Origin of the sequence: Exiguobacterium sp. KRL4, from assembly GCF_001870785.1 — a bacterium.
Classification (GTDB): Bacteria; Bacillota; Bacilli; order Exiguobacteriales; family Exiguobacteriaceae; genus Exiguobacterium_A.
In genome coordinates, this window is record NZ_MOLV01000004.1 from 221,919 (window position 1) to 246,893 (window position 24,975).

Here is a 24,975-nt window from a genome sequence, read left to right on the forward strand (position 1 = left end):
AGCTATAACGACAGCACAAATGCGAGTGGATACACAACAACGCATGTCGCTCTTGATGAGCGATTTAGAATTACCAACCGGCATCGTGGAAGAATTTTTTACCGAGGCCTCTCTTGAAAAATTACGGGTTCAGAAGGCAACTTCGACATGGACCTTCCATATCCGAATTGCACGTGTCTTGCCCCAAAACGTCTATCAGATGTTTTATAGCCGTTTGAAAAGTCGTTACCAACAGTTTGCGGAAGTGAAGTTATTTTTAGAGTCAAAAGAGCGGCCTGACAACAAACTATTTATTGATTATTGGCCGTATATCGTTGAAGATTTGGCCGATGCCTCGTCGGCGATGCGGAGCCATCTCAGTCGGGTGTTGCCTGAGTACCGCGACAATAAACTATTCATCCCGGTTCGGAGTGAACCAGAAGCCGGGTTCTTAAAAAATGATTTATGTGGTGAGATGCAACTGTTGTACGGTGCGTACGGGTTTCCGAAGTTCCTTTGTGAGCCCGTCGTCCAAATGGATCAGACGCAACAAGAACAGTTGCGCAACCAAGTGAAGCAAGAAGATATCGAAGAAGCCAAGCGGATGCTTGAATTACAATTCAAACGTGAACAGTCACGGGATGATGACGAGGGTCCGGTCGATATTCGTATCGGAAAACCGATTCAAGACGAAGTTGTTCCGATCAAGACGATTCAAGATGAGGAACGACGGATTGCGATTCGTGGTCTCGTCTTTGCGGCCGAAAGCCGTGAACTCCGAAGTGGAAAAACCATCTTCACCTTTAAGCTGACCGACTACACGGATTCATTAGTCGTCAAAATGTTTGCACGGGACGAAACGGACGTCAAGATCTTGTCGGCCATTAAAAAAGGCATGTGGATTCAAGTCGCAGGTCGTGTTGAATTTGATACGTTCTTGCGTGATTTGTGTATGATGATTGCTCAACTGTCCGAAGTTAAAATGGAGTTGCCTGCTGATCCATGGGCGGGAGAGAAGCGTGTGGAATTGCATGCCCATTCCCAAATGAGTCAAATGGATGCCGTCATGAATGTCACGAAATACGTCGAACGTGCGGCTGCGTGGGGACACCCAGCAGTCGCCATCACGGATCATGCCGGTGCGCAGAGTTTTCCGGATGCGTATTATGCCGGAAAGAAAAACGATATTAAGATTTTATACGGAATTGAAGCGAACGTCGTCAATGATGGGGTGCAAGTCGCCTATCATCCGGTCGATCAGGAGCTAGAGAAAGCGACGTTCGTCGTATTTGACGTCGAGACGACTGGTCTTTCTGCGATGTACAATAAAATCATCGAGCTCGCGGCGGTCAAAATTTACGACGGGGATATCATTGATAAGTTCGAGGCCTTTGCGGACCCGAAACATTTGTTGTCGGCGACGACAATCGATTTGACTGGTATCACGGATGAGATGGTCCGGGGGAAATCGGATCCGGAACAAGTCGTCAAAGAGTTCATGGACTGGGCGGGGGATTCCATCCTCGTTGCCCACAATGCCTCATTTGATATTGGCTTCTTAAATGCAACATTACGTGCTGGTAGTCATGAAGAGTCCGTCTTACCTGTCATCGATACGCTCGAATTGGCACGTGTCTTGATGCCAAGCCTGAAAAATCACCGTTTAAATACGTTAGCCAAACGCTTTGACATTGAATTGACGCAACATCACCGGGCGATTTATGATGCGGAAGCGACCGGGTATTTGATGCTGAAGTTGCTTCAGATGGCGGATGAGATGTTTAACATGAAAACCCACCTCTCGCTGAACCGGGAAATGGGGAAGGATATTTCACGGGCACGTCCGTACCATGCAACGGTCTATGCCAAAAACCGAACCGGGCTTAAAAACCTCTATCGTCTGATTTCACTGGCGCATACGAAACACGTCCACCGGGTCGTTCGCACTCCTCGTTCACAACTTGTCGCGCACCGCGACGGATTGATCATCGGTTCTGCTTGTGACAATGGTGAAGTATTTGATGCGGCACTCAACAAATCAGATGACGATTTAGCGAAGGTGATGCGTTTTTATGATTTTATCGAAATACAGCCTCCATCCATGTACGGACATCTGATTGAACGGGAAATCGTTCAAAATGAGTTGGAATTACGTGAATTGATCAAAAAAGTCATTCGCGTGGCAGAAAAAAATGACATCTTACCGGTCGCGACAGGGAACGTTCATTACCTCGATCAACATGATGCGACGTACCGGGAAGTGTTGATTCGGACGCAGGGCGGCGCGAATATGCTAAATATGCGTAAACAATTGCCACCGGCCCATTTCCGGACGACACAAGAAATGATGCAAGACTTTAAATTTTTAGGACCGGAACTTTCGGAACGACTTGTCATTACGAACAGTCAACAGATCGCGGACTGGTTTGAAAACATCGATATCATTCCGAAAGATTTATTTACACCGAAAATCGAGGGCGCAGATGAGGAAGTCCGGACACTCTCTTATAACATGGCACATCAGATTTATGGAGAAGTGTTACCGGAAATCGTCGAAGCACGACTCGAAAAAGAATTGAAGTCGATCATCGGTCACGGGTTTGCCGTCATCTACCTGATTTCACATAAACTGGTTAAAAAATCACTCGATGATGGGTATCTCGTCGGGTCCCGTGGATCGGTTGGGTCAAGTCTTGTCGCGACGATGACGGAGATTACGGAAGTCAATCCACTACCGCCGCATTATGTCTGTCCGAACTGTAAGGAATCAGAATTCTTTGATGACGGGTCCGTCGGTTCAGGATTTGATTTACCGGATAAATCGTGTAAGACGTGTGACATTCCGTTAACAAAAGACGGACATGATATTCCGTTTGAGACGTTCCTTGGATTTAAAGGGGATAAAGTACCCGATATTGATTTAAACTTTAGCGGTGAATACCAACCGAAAGCTCACGCGTACACAAAAGTCTTGTTCGGGGATGACTACGTCTACCGAGCAGGCACAATCGGGACGATTGCTGAGAAAACCGCCTATGGTTATGTCAAAGGGTATCAATCAGAAAATGACTTGAATTACCGGAACGCGGAAGTCGATCGACTCGTCAGTGGTGTGACCGGTGTCAAACGGACGACAGGACAACACCCGGGGGGGATCATCGTCGTGCCGGACTATATGGACATTTATGATATCAGTCCGATTCAATTTCCGGCTGATGATATGGGGTCGGAGTGGAAAACGACCCACTTTGATTTCCACTCGATTCATGACAACTTACTAAAACTCGATATCCTCGGTCATGATGATCCGACGATGATTCGGATGTTACAAGACTTGTCCGGACGCGATCCCAAAACGATTCCTGTCGATGATGCAGAAGTCATGAAAATCTTTAGTTCGACAGAATCGATTGGTGTGACGCCGGAACAGATCGACTCGAAGACCGGTACGCTTGGGATTCCGGAGTTTGGGACGAAGTTCGTCCGACAGATGCTCGAAGAAACCAAACCGACGACATTCTCGGAACTTGTTCAGATTTCTGGTCTGTCGCACGGGACCGATGTCTGGCTCGGGAACGCCAGTGAATTGATTTATAATGGAACGTGTGAGCTGAAGGACGTCATCGGTTGTCGAGATGATATCATGGTCTACCTGATTTATGCGGGTCTCGAACCGTCGCTCGCCTTCAAAATCATGGAGTCCGTCCGAAAAGGGAAAGGTCTTTCGATTGAGATGGAAGAAGCGATGATTGAGAACAACGTTCCATTGTGGTACATCGACTCATGTAAAAAAATCAAATACATGTTCCCGAAAGCGCACGCCGCGGCCTATGTCCTAATGGCAGTGCGGATCGCTTATTATAAAGTGCATCATCCGATGTATTACTATGCATCTTATTTCACGGTCCGTGCGGGTGATTTTGATATCGGAGCGATGAATAAAGGATCGGCTGCTATTCGAAAGGTATTACAAGACATTAAAGATAAAGGCTTTGAAGCAACGGCGAAGGATAAAGGGCTCTATACGGTGCTTGAGATTGCCCTCGAAATGATTGAACGTGGTTTTACATTCAATAAAGTCGACTTATACAAATCCAGTGCGACAGAGTTCTTAATCGATGGGGATACGTTGTTGCCACCGTTCGACGCCGTGACCGGTCTTGGGACGAATGCGGCGAAACAAATCGTCGAAGCCCGAAAAGGCGGAGAGTTCCTATCTAAAGAAGATCTGCAAAAACGAGCGAAATTATCGAAGACGATTATTGAAACGCTGGATAATCTCGGTTGTCTAGAAGGTCTTCCGGATGAGAACCAACTCTCGTTATTTGACCTCTAAAGCCTTGCGGATGCTTGCTTAAGACGGTGCATTATGCTATATTGAGTGAGGAAATGTTTTTTATACTACGACTTGGAAGGAGTAGGGGGACCTGCTCCTTTCTTGTTTGTTTTTTGAAGGAGGATGAAGATGACGAACGTAACTGAGAAGGTCGAACTGCTCGCAAAACCGATCGTAGAACGAGAGGGGATGGAGCTTGTCGACGTCGAATTCGTCAAAGAGGGGGCGGATTGGTTCCTACGTGTCTCCATCGATAAGGAAGGTGGCGTTGACCTGGAAGATTGTGTCAACATCAATGAAAAATTGTCGGAAGCGTTGAACCAAGACGATCCGATTGATGAACCCTACTATTTAGATGTTGCCAGTCCGGGTGCTGAACGACCACTTAAAAAAACTGAGGATTTCGAAAAGGCGATTGGAAAACATGTCTATATCAAGACCCATGACCCGGTCAAGGATGCCACAGAATTCGAAGGGACTTTACTGACGTATTCGGATGAGCTACTTGAAATCGAAGTTCGTGTGAAGACACGCAAATTGAAAATTGAAATACCGGTGAACAAGATCGCGATGGCGCGGCTTGCGGTAGTGTTCTAAGGAAAGGAAGAGAACGATGGGACCACAGTTACTTGAAGCAATCGAACAAATTGCAAAAGAAAAAGAGATTGACAAAAATATCATCATCGATGCGTTAGAACAAGCATTGATTTCCGCTTACCGTCGCAACTTTGGAAAAGAGTCGGAGGCAGTTAAGGTTGAGTTTGATCAAAAAACAGGAGATATTCGTGTTTTTGCCCTCAAAGAAGTGGTCGAACGGTTAACACAACCGGAAGAACAGCTGTCACTCGAGGAAGCACACGAAATTGATCCAACCTATGAACTCGGGGATTTCCATAAAGTCGAGGTCACGCCTGGTGATTTTGGTCGTGTTGCGGCTCAGACGGCAAAACAAATCGTGACACAAAAGATGCGTGAAGCAGAACGGGAACGGATTTATAATCACTTTGCTGACCGTGAAGACGAGATCATGACAGGGATGGTCGAACGTCAGGACGCCCGTAATCTCTACGTCAACCTCGAGGGAATCGAAGCGGTCTTGACAACACATGAACAGATGCCAAATGAACGATTTGGAATCCGTGAATACATCAAAGTCTATGTCACGAAAGTCGATCCGATGGTCAAAGGATCGGGTGCTTCAATCCTTGTTTCGCGGACACATCCAGGGTTGCTGAAACGTCTCTTTGAAATTGAAGTACCCGAAATCGCGAGCGGTGAAGTCGAAGTGAAGTCAGTTGCACGTGAAGCAGGCGATCGTTCGAAGATTGCCGTTGCTTCCGATGAGATCGATCCAGTTGGTGCATGTGTGGGTCAAAAAGGAGCACGTGTTCAGCGTATCGTCAACGAGTTGAACGGCGAGAAAATTGATATCGTCCGTTATTCCGATGATCCAAAAGAATATGTGGCGAACGCCTTAAGCCCAGCGCAAGTCGTAGCGGTTTATGTCAATGAACCAGCAAAAGCAACGATTGTTGTCGTTCCTGACTTCCAATTGTCACTCGCCATCGGGAAACGTGGTCAAAATGCCCGTCTCGCAGCGAAATTGACAGGGTGGAAGATTGATATCAAGAGCGAATCCGAAGCAGAGTCAATGGGGCTGAAAGATGTCTTCTTGAAAGCAGAGCCTGTAACAGAAGCAGTTGACATGGAAACGGTCCAAGTCGAAGGCGAGGAATAATTCGTGCAAAAAAAGGTACCATTACGTAAATGTGTCATCACACAAGAAATGCGTCCTAAAAAAGAACTAATTCGGGTCGTTCGAACACCTGATAGTGAGGTTGTCGTCGATCTTAATGGTAAAATGAATGGGCGAGGAGCCTATTTGACAAAGGACGTCACTGTCATTGCGACAGCAAAAAAGAAACGCACACTCGATCATCATCTGAAAGTCAAGACGACAGATGCGTTATATGATCAATTGCTTGCGATCGCGGGAGGTACAGATGAGTAAATGGGAATCGCTCCTTGGTCTCGCGAACCGAGCGCGGAAAGTGACGACTGGAGAAGAACTCGTACTAAAAGAAGTACGAGGAGGACAAGCTAAACTTGTCCTCTTAGCAGCAGATGCGGGGGCTGCCACGCGTAAGAAAGTAACGGATAAGTGTACAAGTTATCGTGTCCCGTATATCGAAGTTGCGGACCGAAATATCCTTGGGCATGCACTTGGAAAAGATGCGCGTGTCGTCGTGTCAGTCAACGAAGCCGGATTTGCGAAAAAGCTAACTGAACTCCTCTCGAACGATTAACTGGAGGTGGATCTTTTGGGTAAACGTGTATACGAATTCGCGAAAGAACAGAACGTAACGAGTAAGCAGGTCATCGCCCAGCTCGAAAAGCTGGAAAAACCAGTCAAGAACCATATGGCGGTCTTAGATGAACAGACAGTACAGCAACTCGACAAAGTATTTAATCCCGAGAAACATCGGGTCCAAAAAACGGAGGCTCCAAAACAAGTGAAATCAGACAATAAACCGAACAGACCAGGAACAACTAACAAACCAGCAGGGAACCAATCACGTAATACAAAAGGCGGACGTCCAGAATTCGGCAACCGCAACAACCGTGGTGGCAAACGCCGTCCACAGAAAAAGGCAGAACCACGTAAATTAGAAGTAGCAGACCCGAATTCAAAATCAAGTCAACGAAAAGCGGCACGTCGTGCGCAAGAAGAAGCAATGGCAAATGTCGTTCAATACGCTGACAACTTAACAGTCGGCGAATTGGCTGAAAAAATGGACAAAAAACCAAACGAACTCATCATGAAATTGATGGGAATGGGTGTCATGGCGACAATCAACCAGGATCTCGATGATGAGACGGTTGAATTGTTAGCATCTGACTTCGGTTTTGAAGTCGAGAAGACAGTCCAAGTCGATGAGACGGAATTTGATGCATATGAGTTGAATTTAGAAGATTATACGTTGTCAGAGCGTCCACCGGTCGTTACGATCATGGGACACGTCGACCACGGTAAAACAACATTGCTTGACTCGATTCGGAACACAAAAGTCACTGCAGGTGAAGCCGGCGGAATCACGCAGCATATCGGTGCTTACCAAGTTGAAATCGATGGAAAGAAAATCACATTCCTCGATACACCAGGTCACGCCGCCTTTACGACAATGCGTGCGCGTGGTGCAGATGTCACGGATATCGCGATCATCGTCGTCGCAGCAGATGACGGTGTCATGCCGCAAACAGAAGAAGCCATCAGTCATGCGAAAGCAGCTGGTGTTCCAATCATCGTTGCCGTCAACAAGATGGACAAAGAAGGCGCAAATCCTGATCGTGTCAAACAAGAGTTGACAGAGTTTGGCCTTGTCGCAGAGGACTGGGGCGGCGATACGATTTTCGTACCGGTTTCAGCTTTAAAAGGTGACGGAATCGATGAGTTGCTTGAGATGATTCTTCTTGTGTCAGAAGTCCAAGAATATCAGTCAACACCAGAGATGCACGGTCGTGGGACAGTCATCGAGGCTAAACTCGATAAAGGTCGTGGACCGGTTGCGACGTTACTCGTGCAACACGGAACACTTCGTGTCGGAGACCCGATTGTCGTCGGTCATACGTTCGGTCGGATCCGGGCAATGGTGAGCGATATCGGTCGTCGTGTCAAAGAAGTGGGACCATCGACGCCAATCGAAATCACAGGGTTAAACGATGTGCCAAAAGCGGGTGATCAATTTATCGCCTTTGAAGATGAGAAAAAAGCGCGTCAAATCGGTGAAGCACGTTACCAACGTGAAATCGAGGCGCAACGTCGTGACTCGGCGAAAGTCAGTCTCGAAGATCTTTTTGATCGCATCAAAGAGGGTGAAGTCAAGGACCTCAACATCATCATCAAAGGGGATGTTCAAGGTTCAGTCGAGGCTCTTGCTGGTTCACTCAAGAAAATCGATGTCGAAGGCGTTAAAATCAACATCGTTCACTCCGGTGTTGGTGCGATTACCGAAGGAGACGTCATCTTGGCTTCAGCAGCAAATGCCATCATCATCGGCTTTAACGTTCGTCCGGATGGTAATGCAAAATCAATGGCCGATCAAGAAAAAGTGGAGATTCGTCTTCACCGGATCATCTACAATGCCATTGAAGAAATTGAACAAGCGATGAAAGGATTACTTGATCCAGAATTCATCGAGAAAATCATCGGTCAAGCAGAAGTGCGCGACGTCATCAAAGTTTCGAAAGTCGGAACGATTGCTGGTGGTTATGTCACGGAAGGTAAGTTGACACGTGCAGCAGGCGTTCGTGTAGTTCGTGACAGCATCGTTATTTTCGAAGGAAAGCTCGATACGTTACGCCGTTTCAAAGACGATGTGAAAGAAGTCGCAACAGGTTACGAATGTGGAATCAAGATTGAACGTTACGATGATATCAAGGTTGATGACGTCATCGAAGCATTCGTCATGGAAGAAGTAAAACGGAAGTAACAGAACGGATCAGAATCCGAACTGGAGGGATTACAGATGAGTGTACGCTCGAATCGTGTAGCAGAACAAGTACGGAAAGAAATTACGCAAATGTTGATTAAAGATGTCAACGATCCACGTGTCAAGCCGATCACTGTTACAGGTGTCGAGGTGACAGGGGACTTGCAACAAGCAACGATCTTTTATTCAGTGCTCGGAGATGAAACGGTGCGGGAAGAAGCACGTGTCGGACTTGAAAAATCAAAAGGGTTCATGCGCAAAGAAATCGGATCACGGATTCGTTTACGTAAGACACCTGAACTGTTATTTGAGATTGACACATCAGTCGAGTACGGATCACGGATTGACGAGTTGCTCCGGAACTTGAACAAGGATTAACAAGACAAGGGCAGCCACAGGTGTGGTTGCCCTTTTTGAGGAGGAATTTTAATGGAACCCATCGGAGTATTACCGTTAGATAAACCGGCAGGCATGACAAGCCACGACTGTGTCTTTCGACTGCGTCGCCTTTTTCAAACTAAAAAAGTGGGACATACGGGTACACTTGATCCAGAAGTGACGGGAGTCTTACCCATTTGTTTAGGCCGAGCGACGAAGCTTGCGCGTTTCATTACGGATGAAGGAAAAACATATGCAGCAGAAGTGACGATTGGTTACGCGACGACGACAGAAGATGCACACGGGGAGACAGTACACGAGACACCTGTCATACCGGATTCGATTTCTGTTCAAATGATTGATGAAGTGTTGGAACAATTGACAGGGCAGATTCAGCAGACACCCCCTTATTATTCTGCCGTCAAAGTGAACGGAAAAAAACTATACGAATATGCGCGAAAAGGAATTGAAGTGGAACGACCGACACGGATTGTCCAAATCGATGCGTTGGAGCGGACGTCTGAAGTGACATTTGAGGACGGTCTCTGTCGTTTTCGGATCGAGATTGCGTGTGGAAAAGGTACCTACATTCGAACGTTGGCAGTAGAAATCGGTGAACGCTTAGGATACGCTGCACATATGAGTGATCTGCGCCGAACGAGCTCAGGCGCGATGTCTGAAGTAGATGCAGTCACGCTAGCGACGTTAGAAGCATGTGAGACGATCGAAGAGCGGATGCAGTATGTCCTACCGATTGAACAGGTAATCCAAAAATGGCCACGTCTGACTGTCGACGCCGAAACGGCGGCCCGTGTATTAAACGGAGCAAAGCTTGCAAGCATTCCGGTCGAATTTGAACGATTTACTGTCTATAATGAAGAAGGCATCCCTTTAGCGATCTATCGGCTTGATCGTGAAATCAATATGGGACGTGTTGAAGTCATGTTACAAATCGATTAAGATCGGAGAGATCAGGAATGGACATCATTCACTTAACATATCCAGAACGACCGGTAGAAGATCCAGCCGTCATCGCCCTTGGTTTTTTTGATGGCGTACATTTAGGACATCAACGTGTTTTACAAGTTGCTCTGGAAAAAGGGCGTCAATTGGACGTACCAGTGGCTGTCATGACGTTTGATCCTCATCCGAAACAGGTGCTCGGACAGGGAACGGAACAGGTTCGCTATATTACACCGCTTGACCGGAAACTGGAGAAGATGGCGCAGCTTGGAATTGATCGGGTCTATGTCATCGAATTTACCGTGACGTTTTCTGAATTATCCCCACAAGATTTTGTCGATCATTATTTGATTGCGGCAGGAGCCTGCCATATCGTAGCAGGTTTTGATTATTCGTACGGTCGATTTGGTGCAGGAAAGATGGAGACGCTCGATTTTCATAGTCGTGGGCGATTTGAGCATACGACAGTCTCTGAACATCAAGCGGACAAGGAAAAGGTGAGTTCGACCCGGATTCGGCACTTGTTAGCGAATGGGGCGGTCTCGGAGGCAGCTACGTTATTAGGTGAACCGTATCAAACGAAAGGGATTGTCATCCATGGTGATGCCCGCGGCAGGCAGATTGGTTTTCCGACAGCAAACATCCGACCTGAATTCGCATACGTCATCCCGAAATTAGGGGTATATGCGACGTTTGTCTATTTAGAAGATGGGCGGAAATATCCGGCGATGACGAATATCGGACGGCGTCCGACATTTTATGAAACAGGGGACGTCAGCATCGAAACCCACCTCTTACAGTTCGATGAAGATTTATACGGACAAGAGTTAAAGCTAGAGTGGATGGCGTACTTACGAGACGAACGTTCATTTGACGGTATCGATAGTTTGAAGACACAGCTGGCACAGGATAAAATCAATGCATTACAGGCATTAACCGTTTGACAGACCGGCAGTGGTTCGTTATGATGAGTCAGTACGAATACGTACAGCCGGTTGGCTTGGCATCAGGTCTCACCATCCGATGCTCGGCAATACGGTCATTCAAAAGATGGAGGTGGAGTGACAATGGCACTCACTAAAGAACGTAAAAATGAAATTATCGAAGCTTATGCTACGAAACAAGGCGATACTGGTTCGCCGGAAGTACAAGTTGCTGTTTTAACTGAACAGATCACAACTTTAAACGATCACTTACGTACACACAAAAAGGATCACCACTCACGTCGTGGTCTCTTGAAAATGGTTGGTCGTCGCCGTAACTTGCTCACATACCTTCGTAACAAGGATGTTTCACGTTACCGTTCATTGATCGAGCGTCTTGGTCTTCGTCGCTAATCTGAACAGATCAACAAGAAGTAGGAGCATCGTCTCCTGCTTCTTTTTTTTGCCGATTCATGGACATTTGACGCAAGAACATCCATAATTAGATTTGAATGAAAAAACGGATAGAAGTGAGAGGGGATTTGTGCATGTCACAAACAAAACAGACGTTTTCGACCGAACTCGGTGGACGTCCTTTAACAATTGAAATCGGTCAACTGGCCAAACAAGCGAACGGAGCAGCTTTGATTCGTTACGGTGAGACAGCAGTTCTTGCGACGGTCGTTGCGTCAAAACAACCAAAAGACTTGGATTTCTTCCCATTAACAGTGAACTATGAAGAAAAATTATATGCAGCAGGTAAGATTCCGGGTGGTTTCTTAAAACGTGAAGGACGTCCAGGTGAAAATGCGATTTTAACGTCACGTTTGATTGACCGTCCGATTCGCCCATTGTTCCCGGACGGTTTCCGTCATGACATTCAAGTTGCGACGACGGTCTTATCGTCAGACGAAGATAACTCACCGGAAGTAGCCGCAATGATCGGGGCATCGATTGCCTTGTCGATTTCAGACATTCCATTTGATGGTCCGATTGCAGGTGTCACGATTGGTCGTGTCGATGGTGCATTCATCATCAATCCGACATTAAGTCAAGCGGCTGCAAGTGATATCGACCTTCAAGTAGCCGGAACAAAACACGCGGTCAACATGGTTGAAGCGGGTGCAAAAGAAGTGTCGGAAGAAGCGATGCTCGAAGCGATCCTCCTCGGACATGATGTCATCAAGACATTGATTGCGTTCCAAGAAGAAATCGTAGCAGCAGTCGGTAAAGAAAAGTTCGCCTATACGGTGTCTTCATTTGACGAGACGCTTGTCTCTCGCCTGAAAACAGAAGCACTTGCTGAAGTGACGGCAGCGGTTCAAGTCGAAGAAAAACAAGCACGTGATCTCGCCATCAACGAAGTCATTTCGAAATACATCGATCAGTATGCAGCAGATGATTCCATCACGGAAGCACAATTAGCGGAAGTTTCAGGAGTCTTGAATAAATTCGTCAAAACAGAAGTCCGTCGATTGATCACAGAAGATAAAGTCCGTCCAGATGGACGAGGACTTGCTGAGATTCGTCCACTTGATTCAGAAATCGGATTGTTGCCACGCGCACACGGTTCAGGTCTGTTCACACGTGGTCAAACACAAGTCTTGTCTGTTGCAACACTAGGTGTCGCAGGCGATGCTCAAATCATCGATGGTCTCGGGTTGAAAGCTGAAAAACGATTCATGCATCACTACAACTTCCCACCGTTCTCAGTCGGAGAAGCACGTCCGATGCGTGCGCCGGGCCGCCGAGAAATCGGACACGGAGCTCTTGGAGAGCGCGCCTTGTTACCTGTTTTACCGTCTGAAACAGATTTCCCGTACACGATTCGTCTTGTTTCAGAAGTTCTGGAATCAAACGGATCGTCTTCACAGGCATCAATCTGTGGATCGATTCTTGCGATGATGGATGCCGGTGTCCCTCTGAAAGCACCAGTTGCAGGTATCGCGATGGGCTTGATCAAAGAAGGCGAAAACTACTCCATCTTAACAGATATCCAAGGAATGGAAGACCATCTCGGTGATATGGACTTTAAAGTGGCCGGTACAAAAGATGGTGTGACCGCTCTTCAAATGGATATGAAGATTGGTGGTATCACACGTCAAATTCTTGAAGAGGCACTAGAGCAAGCACGCCTCGGTCGTTTACACATCTTGGAACACATGAATTCAGTGATTGCTGAACCACGTGTCGAGTTGTCTAAATATGCACCAAAAATCGTCACACTCAAAATCAATCCGGATAAAATCCGCGATGTGATTGGACCCGGCGGTAAAGTCATCAACGGCATCATCGATGAGACAGGAGTTAAGATCGATATCGATCAAGACGGAACAGTCTTCATCGCATCAACGGATCAAGACGGCATCAATCGTGCGCGTCAGTTGATTGAAGACATCGTTCGTGAAGTCGTCATCGGTGAAGAATTTGACGGAACGGTTCGCCGCGTCGAAAAATTCGGAGCGTTCGTCGAATTGTTTAAAGGAAAAGATGCACTCGTCCATATCTCTGAACTTGCCCTTGAACGTGTTGGTCAAACAGAGGATGTCGTCAAATTAGGTGACAAGTTAAAAGTTCGCGTCACGGAAGTAGATGATAAAGGACGTGTCAATGCTTCTCATAAAGTACTCCTTGTAGAAGGCATGAGTGCTGAAGATCGTGCTGCCTATGATGAAAAGAAAAAAACAGAGCGTGACAATCGCCCGCCGCGTCGGGATACTGGATCGCGCCCACCACGTGACGGACAACGTCCACCACGTCGTAACTAATGAAAACAAGGTGGCTCAACGGTGCGGAACGTGCATCGAGAGCCACCTTGTTTCATATTTGAAGGAGGAATAGACCATGGTCGAACAACTTACATTAGCAAATGGCGTTCGTATCGTCAGTGAACAGATCCCGAATACACGGAGTGTCGCAACCGGTATCTTCATTAAAGCCGGCTCACGGACGGAAACAAAAGAAGAACACGGTATCAGCCATTTAATCGAACATATGATGTTTAAAGGCACAAACCAGCTATCGGCAAAAGAGATTGCCGTTTATTTTGATCGCTTGGGTGGTAATATAAATGCATTCACGAGTAAGGATCAGACGTGTTATTACGTGAAAACGTTAGATGAACATGCAATCACGGCTTTTGATGTCTTAGCAGACATGTTTTTAGAGTCGACATTCGACGAAGAAGAACTCGAAAAAGAAAAACGGGTCGTGATTGAAGAAATAAAAATGTATGAAGATACCCCGGATGATCTGGTGCATGAATTGTTAGCGATCGCTGCTTATGGGGAAGACGTCATGGCACGACCGATTCTTGGAACAGAAGAAAGTGTTAAAAGCCTCAGCCGTCAAATGATTTTGGATTATGTCAAGGAGGCCTATGCGCCTGACCAAATCGTCATTTCCATCGCCGGTCATGTAACGGACGAACTGATCGCACAGGTCAAAACACGTTTTAGTCGCATCGAACCAAGTGAGACGACACGACAAATCCAAGAGCCGGCATTACAAAGTGAGTCCTTACGTAAGGAAAAAGATACGGAACAGGTCCATGTTTGTTATAATTTCCGTGCGATTCATTCCGCCGACGATCGGTTACCGACTTTAGCATTGTTGAATAATGCGTTTGGGGCAACGATGTCGAGCCGCCTGTTCCAATCGATTCGTGAAGATCGTGGATTAGCGTATTCTGTCTTTTCGTACTATACGACGTTTGATGACCATGGGACCTTTACGATTTATGTCGGAACATCAAAAGAGACGCTTGAAGAAGTGGAAACAGTCCTCGCGTCTGAAATCCATCACTTGCTCGAACATGGTTTGACCGTAAAAGAACTTGAGGATGGGATTGAACAGTTAAAAGGCTCATTGATTTTAGGAAATGAGAGTACATCGAGTCATATGAACCGTAATGCTCGGAATGAACTTCATTTAGGAACACATCCGACTTTAGAAGAAGTGTTAGAAGAAGTAGAACGGATTACACCGGAAAACGTGCAGGAAATGATTGCCCATATCTTTAGTGAACCACCGGCAAAAGCTTACATCCTACCGGAAATTGAGGAGTGAGACCTTGAAACCGAGCGGGGCTTCCCCTACACTGAAATAGCATGTAACTGAAAAACAAGTTGTTGAGAAAGAAGGAATACCCTTGAACTTAGCTGAATTAATCGAAGTCATTCAGACTCAAAAAACCGAGCGGATGGTAGAGGCGGACGTGACCGCGTTAACAACCGATTCACGAGATGTGAAGCCAGGTACGTTGTTTGTCGCAATCAAAGGATATACAGTGGATGGACACGATTATGCACAACAAGCCGAAGCGCAGGGGGCCGTCGCAATCGTCTCAGAACGTCTGCTCGATGTGACGATTCCTGTTATTCTTGTCCGAAGTACGACACGAGCGATGGCAGAACTTGCCGGTAAATTTTATGATTATCCTTCGGAAAAAATGCGGATGATTGGCATCACCGGAACAAACGGAAAAACGACGACGACGACCATCGTTCGTGATGTCTTGGCTCAGTTGGGACGGAAAACGGGTATCATCGGTACCGTCGAAGTCAAAATCGGCGATCGGGTCGTCCCGAGTCGAAATACGACACCACAAAGTTCAGAATTGCAGGCTTTTTTCCATCAGATGCAGCAAGAGGGTGTTGAAGACGTCATCATGGAAGTTTCCTCACACGGGTTAGAACTCGGACGTGTGACGGGAACGGACTTCGATGTGGCCGGTTTCACGAATCTGACACACGATCATCTGGATTTCCATAAGACGTTTGAAAATTATGCGCGAGCAAAAGGATTACTGTTTGCCCAACTCGGTCAACGGTTATCGGATAAAAAAGTAGCCGTCTTAAATGCAGATGATGAAATCAGTCATTTGTTTGAAATGATGACGGGGGCTCGTGTCATGACATATGGGATTGAGCAGCCAGCGGACTTGCAAGCGAAAAACATTACACAAACGCTACAGGAAACGACGTTCACGATGGTCTATCAGGAACAAGCCGTCGAATTGACAGTGCAATTCATCGGTCGATTCAACGTCTATAACTTATTACTCGCAACAGGAATTCTCCTTTCGATCGGCTACGGTCTCCCTGAGATTTCGAATGCGATCACTCAGATCCAGCCGGCTAAAGGACGGATGCAACGGTTACCGATTGACGGTTACAACATCTATGTCGATTATGCGCATACCCCTGATGGAATCGAACAATGCCTCAAGGCGTTAGTGGACGTTCCGAAAGAAAACATCATCTTTTTGATTGGTACGGGTGGCAATCGAGATGTGACGAAACGACCGATGATGGGACAACTGGCTTCGACTTACGCAGGAACGGTCGTCATTACGACGGATGATCCTCGTTTTGAATCGTATGAGTCGATTACATCCGGTATCGCATCCGGTATGCTCCACGATCAATTCGTTGAAATCGGAGACCGGGAAGAAGCCGTCCGCTACGCAGCGAGTCTCGCTCGACCGGACAACATCGTCATCCTGGCAGGAAAAGGGCATGAAAAATATCAAATCATTGGGGAGGAAAAAACACCCCTCGACGAAGAACAACTCGTCAAAGAGATGATACGCCAATTGGAGGAAAAGAAGTGACTTACCAACAACTAGACATCGAACAGAAGCAGTTTGAAGACTTTGTAAAAACACACCCTAAAGGAGATTTGTTGCAATTACCCGCCTGGGGATCCGTTAAAGCGGCAACCGGTTGGACACATGAGCGGATCGCTGTCGGAACGGCAGACGGACAACTTGTGGGCGTCGCACTGTTATTATTTAAAAAAGTTCCGAAGTTGCCGTTTACGTTATGTTACGCACCACGCGGCTTTGTCGTCGATTATAGCGATCAGGAAGCGCTCACGGCATTACGGGATGTTGCGATCCGGGTCGCCAAGCAACGGAAGGCGATTGCGATCAAACTGGATCCAAACGTCGATCGGACAGAGGATCCGACATTAGTACAAGAGATGCATTCACTTGGTTTTAAACACAATGGATTTGGAGGCGGGTTTGATTATGCGCAACCCCGCTTTACGATGGAAACGAGTCTCGAAGGAACAGAAAAAGAGATTTTTGATCGATTCCATTCGAAGTTCCGTTATAACGTTCGTTTAGCGGAGCGAAAAGGAATCATCTGTTATGAAGCTTCGCGCGATGAATTAAAAACCTTTGCGAAACTGATGATCGAAACGGGGGAACGTGATGGTTTCTCCATCCGTGGTCTCGATTATTTTGAAAACTTATATGACCATCTGCATCCGACGGGCGATGCGGCACTATTTTTGACGAAACTGGACGTCGTCCGGGCCCTCGAAAATACGGAAGCGGCATTACTTCAAGCCGATAAAGAATTAACAAAGATTCATCGACAACTGGAAAAAGAGACGGTTGAGAAAAAAATCACGAGTCTAAACAACCGGTTAGAACAGACGACGGCTCAGATTGAAAAAGCAGAGAAGTCCAAGACGGAATTATTGACGATTGCGGCAAAACATCCTGATGGCGTGATTTTGTCTGGTGGATTATTGACACTTGCGGGTCGCCGGTCATATTACCTTTACGGGGCTTCGTCAAACGAATATCGGGAATTCATGCCGAATCATCTGATGCAGTGGACGATGATGCGTCATGCGAAAGCACATGGAGCTCTATCGTACGACTTTGGTGGTGTGAGTGGCTCGACAGATCCAGATGATCATTATGCAGGGTTGTACGCCTTTAAATCAGGGTGGGGGAGCGAAATGATTGAAAAGGTCGGTGAGTTTGATTACGTCTTAAACAAACCGTTATACGTGTTACTTGAAACAGGATTGCCGATCCTTCAAAAAATTCGGAAGAAGTTACGCCGTTAATGAAGCGGGGAACATTATTCGTCTGGATCTTGTTCCTGCTCGCTACGTTTGCGATTGGGTTATTTCTTGCTGCTTCGACCAATCGAATGCCAAGTATTCTGATCGATCAGCCGGAACTCGGGATTGAAAGTTGTCCACGAGATCGGGCAGGGGAAGATCGCCTCATTAACGCGAGTGCTAAAAACTTAAAGGGGCTGCATCCAGCCGTTCGGGCAGGAGCAGAGGACTTGATTCGGGTAAGTCATTCTTGTTACAACATCGACATCCGGATTACCCAAGGATATCGGACAAACAAACAGCAGGATGTGCTGTATGAACAAGGAAGATCCCGTGCAGGGGACGTTGTCACAAACGCGCGTGGTGGAGAATCGATGCACAATTATGGTCTTGCGATTGATTTTGTCCAGATGGTTGATGGAGACATCTCTTATGATCTGGAGTATGACGGGAACCAGTCCGGAAAAAGTGACTGGCGTGAAGTAGCAGCGGTCGGGAAAGCGCTTGGTTTTGAGTGGGGTGGCGATTGGAAACGATTCGTCGATTATCCACATTTTGAAATGACATTCGGATACTCTCTTGACGAACTTCAAGACGATGAACGACCGAGTAGACAAGAAAAAGCCAATCGGACGGAAGAAATCGAGACACTTTTAAACCCATAAACAGACATCGTGTGGACCTGTTGATTGGTCACACGATGTTTTTTTTCGTTTTAATGGTGACTGTTGTTGGCAGAATGGCAAAGTTCGGCTAGAATAGTGATAGTGATAAGTGGACGGCTCACGAAAAGTGAATACAAATAGGAGGTCATATCGTGTCAAAGAAAAAGACGGAAAAAGTAAGCGTCTTTGCTCTTGGTGGAGCCGGTGAAATCGGTAAGAACATGTACGTCGTCGAACTCGACGAGGACATCTTCGTAATCGATGCCGGATTAATGTTCCCAGGAGACGAGATGCTTGGAATCGACAAAGTCATTCCAGACATCAGTTATTTAAAAGAAAACAAAGAACGCATTCAAGGGATTTTCATTACCCACGGTCATGAAGACCATATCGGTGCGCTCAGTTACGTCTTACGTGACTTAAAAGTACCGGTCTACGGGACACGTTTGACACTTGGGTTGATTGAAATCAAATTAAAAGAAGCCGGTTTATTGAAGAAGGCAGATCTTCGTCCAATTGATGCCAAGACGAAATTAACCGTAGCGGGTCATTTCATTACCTTCTTCCGTGTGAACCATTCGATTCCGGATGCAGTCGGGGTATGTATCCAGACATCACAAGGCGCAATCGTGCATACAGGTGACTTTAAGTTTGATTACACACCTGTCGATGGGAAACAAGCCGACTTCGGGAAAATCGCAGCCATCGGTCAACGTGGGGTGTTATGTCTCTTATCCGACTCAACGAATGCCGAGCGTCCGGGGATGTCCGGATCAGAATCGACAGTCGGTTCTGAGTTAAATGATGTCATTTACGAAGCACCAGGTCGTGTCATCGTTGCATCGTTTGCGTCAAACGTCCATCGCTTGCAACAAGTGTTTGCTGCGGCTGAAGTCAACAATCGTAAAGTCGCTGTTGTCGGCCGAAGTATGGTCAACATCGTAGAAGTTGCCCAACGGTTAAACTACTTACGGTTTAAGCAAAAAACATTAGTCGAATTGTCAGAAATCAATCGCCTGGACGACAACCAAGTCGTGATTCTGACGACCGGTTCGCAAGGTGAACCGATGGCAGCCCTCACACGGATGGCACGTAATGCGCATAAACAAGTCAACATTCGTCTAAATGATACAGTTGTCGTCGCGGCGTCGCCGATTCCCGGAAATGAGAAGTCGGTCTCGAAAACAATCGATTTGTTATTCCGTGCGGGAGCGAACGTCATCTACAACCAACGGAAGGTTCACGTCTCAGGTCATGGTCACGCCGAAGATTTGAAATTGATGCTGAACTTGATCAAACCGAAGTTCTTCATTCCGATTCACGGTGAATTCCGGATGCAAAAAGCACATAGCCGTTTAGCACAAACGGTTGGTGTCAATGCGAATAACATTTTTATCATCGAAAATGGGGATGTCGTTGAGTTTGAAAAGCGCAAAGCACGGATGTCGCGTAAAGTAAATGCCGGAAACGTCTTGATTGACGGAATCGGTGTCGGCGATGTTGGAAATATCGTCTTGCGTGATCGTCGTCTCTTATCGCAAGATGGGGTCGTACTTTGTGTCATCACAATCAGCCGTAAGAACAAAACGATTGTCTCAGGACCCGAAATCATCTCACGTGGATTTGTTTATATGCGTGAGTCAGAAGATATGATCAATGAAGCAAACCGGATTGTTGCGAAACAATTGCAAGGGAAATTGACAGGAGAGCTAGATTGGACAGAAATGAAGTCATTGATTCGTGATAAGCTGAGTTCTTATCTATACGAGCAGACGAAACGTCGTCCAATGATCTTACCGATCATCATGGAAATTTAACAAAAAGAGCGACTCAAGAAGGCCGATCACTGGTCAGCTGAGTCGTTTTTTTATCAGGAGGGAATCGACAGATGGCAACAACCAAAAAGGGACCTGTCCGAAATACGCGAAATACGCCGGCTAAAAAACGACCGCCAGCGAAAAAGCGACCAGCGACAAAAAAACAACGTCAACCGGTTCAATATCGTACATATGCAGCAATCATTGCGGTCTTTTCGTTGCTCGCGTATGTATTGGCGCTTGGACGATTTGGGCGTGTCGGTGAAGTACTTGCTCAATTCGCAACGGATCAAGTGGGACAGTTCGGTTCACTCCTATATGGATTGATTGGTGGGACAGTCTTATTGGTGCTGTCTAATCAACCACGTTTCGCAAAGTGGGCATGGTCGTTTTTGATGCTTGGGAGTTTGATCTGGATTGATCTTATGCTTGGACAACCGCGTGGGACGATCAATGCCTGGCTTTACCAAGGGTCGTCTTACTATATCTCAAGTTTCGGGGCCTTTATGATTGGTTTATTATTAATCATGAGTGGCATACATTTGCTGCACCCTTCCTTTTTTAGTGAGCTTGCATCTGGCATCCAAGAGCGGATTCAAGAATTCCGTCAGCGAGAACGGGCGACTCCTACTCAACGAGAGCGTCGTGCGCAAATAAAGCAGGAAGAAACAACACCCGAGCCAAAAATGACACGACCGCTTGATCAAAAGAAGCGGTTGAAAGAAATCGAACCCCCTGCGGAAGAAGTACCAGTCAATATCCAAGATGTTCCGATCATCGGGTTTGCAGATCATGTCGAACCGCAGGCAAAGGAAACACAAGGACCGTTGACGATGACGGAAACACCGGATGGGTATCAATTGCCCTCATTGGATTTATTAGCAGAACCGGTCACAAAAGATTTGTCGGGTGAGAATAAACGCTTAAAAGACAATGCGACGAAACTGATTGCGACATTAAAATCATTTGGAATCGGAGCAAAAGTCCTGAAAATCCATTTAGGTCCAAGTGTCACCAAATACGAGATTGAACCGGATCAAGGTATCAAGCTCAGTCGGATTACGGGACTTGCAGACGATTTGGCGTTGGCGCTTGCGGCCAAGGATATCCGGATCGAAGCTCCGATCCCTGGGAAGGCGGCTGTCGGAATCGAAGTACCGAACCGGGAAGTCGCCATGGTCTCACTCCGTGAAGTGTTAGGGGCTGAAAGTGTTCAGGCAGACCCTGACCGTCTGCTTGTCGCCTTAGGTCGAAGTATTTCAGGGGAAACGGTCACAGCCAAACTCAACAAGATGCCTCACGTCTTAGTGGCTGGATCAACCGGCTCCGGGAAATCCGTTTGTATCAATGGCATGATCGTCTCGATTTTAATGCGGGCCCGCCCCGATGAAGTACGCTTGATGATGATTGATCCGAAGATGGTGGAATTAAATGTCTACAACGGCATTCCCCACTTGTTGGCGCCCGTCGTGACCGATCCGAAAAAGGCAGCCCAAGCGTTGAAACAAGTCGTTTCGGAAATGGAACGTCGCTATGAAATCTTCAGTCAAAACGGGGCGCGGAATATCGAAGGATACAACGCCTTGATTGACAAGATGAATGCAGAAGAAAAAGTCCATCAACGCCTCCCTTACATCGTCGTCATCGTGGATGAGCTGGCGGACTTGATGATGGTCGCTTCGAACGAGGTGGAAGATGCCATCATGCGCCTCGCCCAAATGGCACGAGCGGCAGGGATTCATATGGTCATCGCGACACAACGTCCAAGTGTTGATATCATCACAGGTGTCATCAAAGCCAACATTCCTTCCAGGATTGCGTTTAGCGTGTCGAGCGGAACCGACTCGCGAACGATCCTTGATACGAGTGGAGCCGATAAACTACTTGGACGGGGAGATATGTTGTTACTTGGAAATGGGATGAATAAACCCGTCCGCGTCCAAGGCGCTTTCTTGTCGGACGAAGAGGTGGAGACAATCGTCAATCATGTCATTTCGCAACAAAAAGCCCAGTATGTCGAAGCAATGATTCCAAAAGACGTGCCGGAAGGTGAGACGGAAGTCGATGATCCGTTATATGACGAAGTGGTCCAGTTCATCTTGACACAAGAGACGGCCTCGACATCGATGATTCAACGGAAATATCGAATCGGCTACAACCGCGCGGCACGATTGATTGATGCGCTGGAAGGAAATGGTTTGATTGGTCCGTCGGAAGGTTCAAAACCGCGACGGGTCATTGGACATTAAGTTGAGAAATGACAAAGCGATGCTTCGCTTTGTCGTTTTTTATGGTGTCTAAAGAAAAAAACTCAAACTTAAACCGTTTTCACAAAAATAGTTGTCAGACGTCTGTTGATTTTATGAAAAATCTTTGTCATACTCAGTCATATGAGTTGGCGTACCCCATGAAGGTACGTGAGCGACTTTTTCACAAATAGATAATGAAAGCGCTCACATAAAAAGGAAGAGGAGATGGCTATGATGAAAAAGCAGTATGCCTTTGTATCCGCGATGACAGTCGCAACCGTCAGTTTAGCAGCATGTGGAGGTTCTGAAGAGAATACTTCAACGAAAAAAGAACAGTTTTCCGTCGCAATGGTTGCGGATAAAGGGGGAATCGATGATAAGTCGTTTAACCAATCGGCATGGGAAGGTCTTCAAGCGTACGGAAAAGAAAATAAGCTGACACAAAATGACGGATACTCGTATCTCCAGTCTAAATCACAGCAAGATTATCAACCCAATCTGTCACGTCTCGCACGTGGGGGAGAAAATCTTGTATTCGGAATCGGTAATACGTTTAATGAGGATATCAAAATAGTAGCAGAACAATTCAAAGACACCCAGTTCGCTATCATCGATAATGTCGTCCCAGGTAAAAATGTCACTTCCATCACATTTAAAGAAAATGAAGGTGCCTATTTGGCAGGTATCGTTGCAGCGATGGAAACAAAAACGGACCATATCGGATTTGTCGGCGGCATGAAGATGGATGTTATTGAACGGTTCCGTGCCGGGTTTGAATCCGGTGCAAAATCCGTGAATCCGAAAATCAAAGTCGATGTTCAGTATGCAGAAGACTTTGCAGCACCTGAAAAAGGACAGGCGATCGCAGCCGGAATGTTTGGAAAAGGTGCTGACATCATTTTCCCGGCAGCAGGGGGTACCGGGAACGGTGTCTTTACAGAAGCGAAGAACCGTAAGAAAAACGGTGAAGATGTTTCAGTCATCGGAGTCGACCGCGATCAAAAGGAAGAAGGCATGCCGGAAGACGTGACATTGACTTCCGTCATCAAACGTGTCGATCGTGCTGTTCAAGATACAGCGAATGCGGCGAAAGACGGCAAATTAAAAGGCGGCGAAACGATTCGTTACGGTTTAAAAGAGCAAGGGGTTGACTTGGTCGAGTCAGATAAATTGTCGAAACAAACAGTAGAAAAGGTCGAACAAGCAAAAAAAACGGTCATTGAAGGGAAAACAGTCGTCCCTGAACAATAAGCGATGGAACAGAGTGGGGCATTCTTAGGTAGAATGCCCTATTTTCTTCCAAACAAAAGTGCGTTATGAAAAGGGTTACAAAAGCGCCAGAAGTCAGACTTCTAACCTGTTACAAAATGATTGCAGGATTGTGTCCGGCATCATATACTTATCTTGGCTGGAGTTCTCATACGTCAGAAGTCTGAGCACTGGTTACAACTAGATAGAGGATGGAGATGCGTCATGTCGATTAAATTAGATCATCGTTTGCTTTATTTACGTGTGATTGAAAAAATCAAGTCCGACATCGATGACGGCGTTTACAAGGAAGGCGAGAAACTACCTTCAGAGTTTGAACTTTCAAAGCAACTTGGCGTTAGTCGAGCGACTCTTCGAGAGGCTTTACGAATTCTTGAAGATGAGAACATCGTCATCCGTAAACACGGTGTCGGTACGTTTATCAATGCAAGACCACCATTTACTTCCGGAATCGAAGAACTCTACAGTGTCACGGAGATGATTGCACGCGCTGGTATGATTCCAACGTCCGAAGTATTGTCATCAGAAATGGTGCCACCAACCGAACGGGACCGGGAACGTTTTCAACTGGGTCCGGATGAACTGGTATATCGAATCGAACGAATCCGACTTGCGGGAGATGTTCCTGTTGTCTATTGCGTCGATAAGATTCCAAGCCATTATATTAAAAATGAAGAACAGTTCACGTCCTCGACGTCACTGTTTGACGCATTAGAAAAAGAACTAGGACGTCGTGTCACTCATGCGGTTACGCATATCGAGCCGCGGATTGATCCGAAAATCGCTGAACAATTACATACGGACCAACCGCTACTCGTATTGCGGCAAACGCATTATGATGAACTCGATCGATCCGTTCTTTATTCAGCGAACTATTTCCGTGCGGACAAGTTTGATTTCCATGTCATCCGTAAACGTGTCTAACCACTCGTTTTAGGAGTTTTACTGAAAGCGCTTTCCACCTACCTACGTAACGCTCCTCATCACCAGCCTCAGGTGCTTGACGTAGTCAGGAACTTTGTATGACCATATTCGAAAG

General features: G+C 46.6%; 18 protein-coding genes and 1 pseudogene. All 19 read left to right on the forward strand.

Features of this window, described 5'->3' with window-relative positions:
* The first annotated feature begins 19 nt into the window (after window positions 1–19).
* The 19 genes and pseudogenes from BLD48_RS03500 (at window position 20) to BLD48_RS03590 (ending at window position 24,860) form a co-directional block, all read left to right on the forward strand.
* Window positions 20–4,315, forward strand: coding sequence for a PolC-type DNA polymerase III (locus BLD48_RS03500; RefSeq protein WP_143082909.1), 4,296 nt, complete (start codon window positions 20–22; stop codon window positions 4,313–4,315).
* Window positions 4,316–4,444: 129 nt separating this feature from the next.
* Window positions 4,445–4,912: a ribosome maturation factor RimP gene (gene rimP, locus BLD48_RS03505; RefSeq protein ID WP_014970652.1), complete on the forward strand. Its 468-nt coding sequence runs from the start codon at window positions 4,445–4,447 to the stop codon at window positions 4,910–4,912.
* A gap of 16 nt (window positions 4,913–4,928) precedes the next feature.
* Window positions 4,929–6,053: a transcription termination factor NusA gene (gene nusA / locus BLD48_RS03510; protein ID WP_014970651.1), complete on the forward strand. Its 1,125-nt coding sequence runs from the start codon at window positions 4,929–4,931 to the stop codon at window positions 6,051–6,053.
* Between the two features lie 3 nt (window positions 6,054–6,056).
* The gene (gene rnpM / locus BLD48_RS03515) at window positions 6,057–6,326 is read left to right on the forward strand and encodes an RNase P modulator RnpM (RefSeq protein WP_071498967.1); all 270 of its coding nucleotides are present in this window, start codon (window positions 6,057–6,059) and stop codon (window positions 6,324–6,326) included.
* A complete protein-coding gene (locus BLD48_RS03520; RefSeq protein WP_014970649.1) occupies window positions 6,319–6,621 on the forward strand; it encodes a YlxQ family RNA-binding protein in 303 nt (100 codons plus the stop codon). Before rnpM ends, BLD48_RS03520 begins: the two co-directional genes overlap by 8 nt.
* 15 nt (window positions 6,622–6,636) lie before the next feature.
* Window positions 6,637–8,805 (forward strand): translation initiation factor IF-2, encoded by a 2,169-nt coding sequence (infB, locus tag BLD48_RS03525; RefSeq protein WP_014970648.1) that lies wholly within the window; start codon window positions 6,637–6,639, stop codon window positions 8,803–8,805.
* A gap of 36 nt (window positions 8,806–8,841) precedes the next feature.
* Window positions 8,842–9,183: a 30S ribosome-binding factor RbfA gene (gene rbfA, locus BLD48_RS03530; RefSeq protein ID WP_014970647.1), complete on the forward strand. Its 342-nt coding sequence runs from the start codon at window positions 8,842–8,844 to the stop codon at window positions 9,181–9,183.
* Between the two features lie 51 nt (window positions 9,184–9,234).
* Window positions 9,235–10,143: a tRNA pseudouridine(55) synthase TruB gene (gene truB, locus BLD48_RS03535; protein ID WP_071498968.1), complete on the forward strand. Its 909-nt coding sequence runs from the start codon at window positions 9,235–9,237 to the stop codon at window positions 10,141–10,143.
* A gap of 17 nt (window positions 10,144–10,160) precedes the next feature.
* Entirely contained in the window at window positions 10,161–11,090 is a 930-nt protein-coding gene (locus BLD48_RS03540) for a bifunctional riboflavin kinase/FAD synthetase (RefSeq protein WP_071498969.1), read from the forward strand.
* A 123-nt stretch (window positions 11,091–11,213) separates the two neighbouring features.
* Complete coding sequence (rpsO, locus tag BLD48_RS03545) at window positions 11,214–11,483, forward strand: 30S ribosomal protein S15 (RefSeq protein WP_012370703.1); 270 nt, start codon at window positions 11,214–11,216, stop codon at window positions 11,481–11,483.
* Between the two features lie 134 nt (window positions 11,484–11,617).
* Window positions 11,618–13,837, forward strand: a complete 2,220-nt coding sequence (gene pnp / locus BLD48_RS03550) for a polyribonucleotide nucleotidyltransferase (RefSeq protein ID WP_071498970.1) — start codon at window positions 11,618–11,620, stop codon at window positions 13,835–13,837.
* Window positions 13,838–13,913: 76 nt separating this feature from the next.
* Window positions 13,914–15,137: a M16 family metallopeptidase gene (locus BLD48_RS03555; protein WP_071498971.1), complete on the forward strand. Its 1,224-nt coding sequence runs from the start codon at window positions 13,914–13,916 to the stop codon at window positions 15,135–15,137.
* An 82-nt stretch (window positions 15,138–15,219) separates the two neighbouring features.
* Window positions 15,220–16,683 carry a UDP-N-acetylmuramoyl-L-alanyl-D-glutamate--2,6-diaminopimelate ligase gene (locus BLD48_RS03560; protein ID WP_071498972.1) on the forward strand — a complete coding sequence of 488 codons (1,464 nt, stop codon included), beginning with the start codon at window positions 15,220–15,222 and terminating at the stop codon, window positions 16,681–16,683.
* Window positions 16,680–17,939 (forward strand): lipid II:glycine glycyltransferase FemX, encoded by a 1,260-nt coding sequence (locus tag BLD48_RS03565; protein ID WP_071498973.1) that lies wholly within the window; start codon window positions 16,680–16,682, stop codon window positions 17,937–17,939. The genes BLD48_RS03560 and BLD48_RS03565 overlap by 4 nt, the downstream gene beginning before the upstream one ends.
* A complete protein-coding gene (locus tag BLD48_RS03570; RefSeq protein ID WP_014970640.1) occupies window positions 17,939–18,601 on the forward strand; it encodes a M15 family metallopeptidase in 663 nt (220 codons plus the stop codon). Before BLD48_RS03565 ends, BLD48_RS03570 begins: the two co-directional genes overlap by 1 nt.
* Before the next feature lie 152 nt (window positions 18,602–18,753).
* The gene (locus BLD48_RS03575; protein ID WP_014970639.1) at window positions 18,754–20,418 is read left to right on the forward strand and encodes a ribonuclease J; all 1,665 of its coding nucleotides are present in this window, start codon (window positions 18,754–18,756) and stop codon (window positions 20,416–20,418) included.
* Window positions 20,419–21,272: 854 nt separating this feature from the next.
* A pseudogene (locus BLD48_RS16675) lies at window positions 21,273–22,667 on the forward strand (DNA translocase FtsK); the annotation flags it as partial.
* Window positions 22,668–22,898: 231 nt separating this feature from the next.
* The gene (locus tag BLD48_RS03585; RefSeq protein WP_071498975.1) at window positions 22,899–23,918 is read left to right on the forward strand and encodes a BMP family lipoprotein; all 1,020 of its coding nucleotides are present in this window, start codon (window positions 22,899–22,901) and stop codon (window positions 23,916–23,918) included.
* 222 nt (window positions 23,919–24,140) lie between these two features.
* Window positions 24,141–24,860 carry a GntR family transcriptional regulator gene (locus tag BLD48_RS03590; RefSeq protein ID WP_014970636.1) on the forward strand — a complete coding sequence of 240 codons (720 nt, stop codon included), beginning with the start codon at window positions 24,141–24,143 and terminating at the stop codon, window positions 24,858–24,860.
* The last annotated feature ends 115 nt before the right edge of the window (window positions 24,861–24,975 follow it).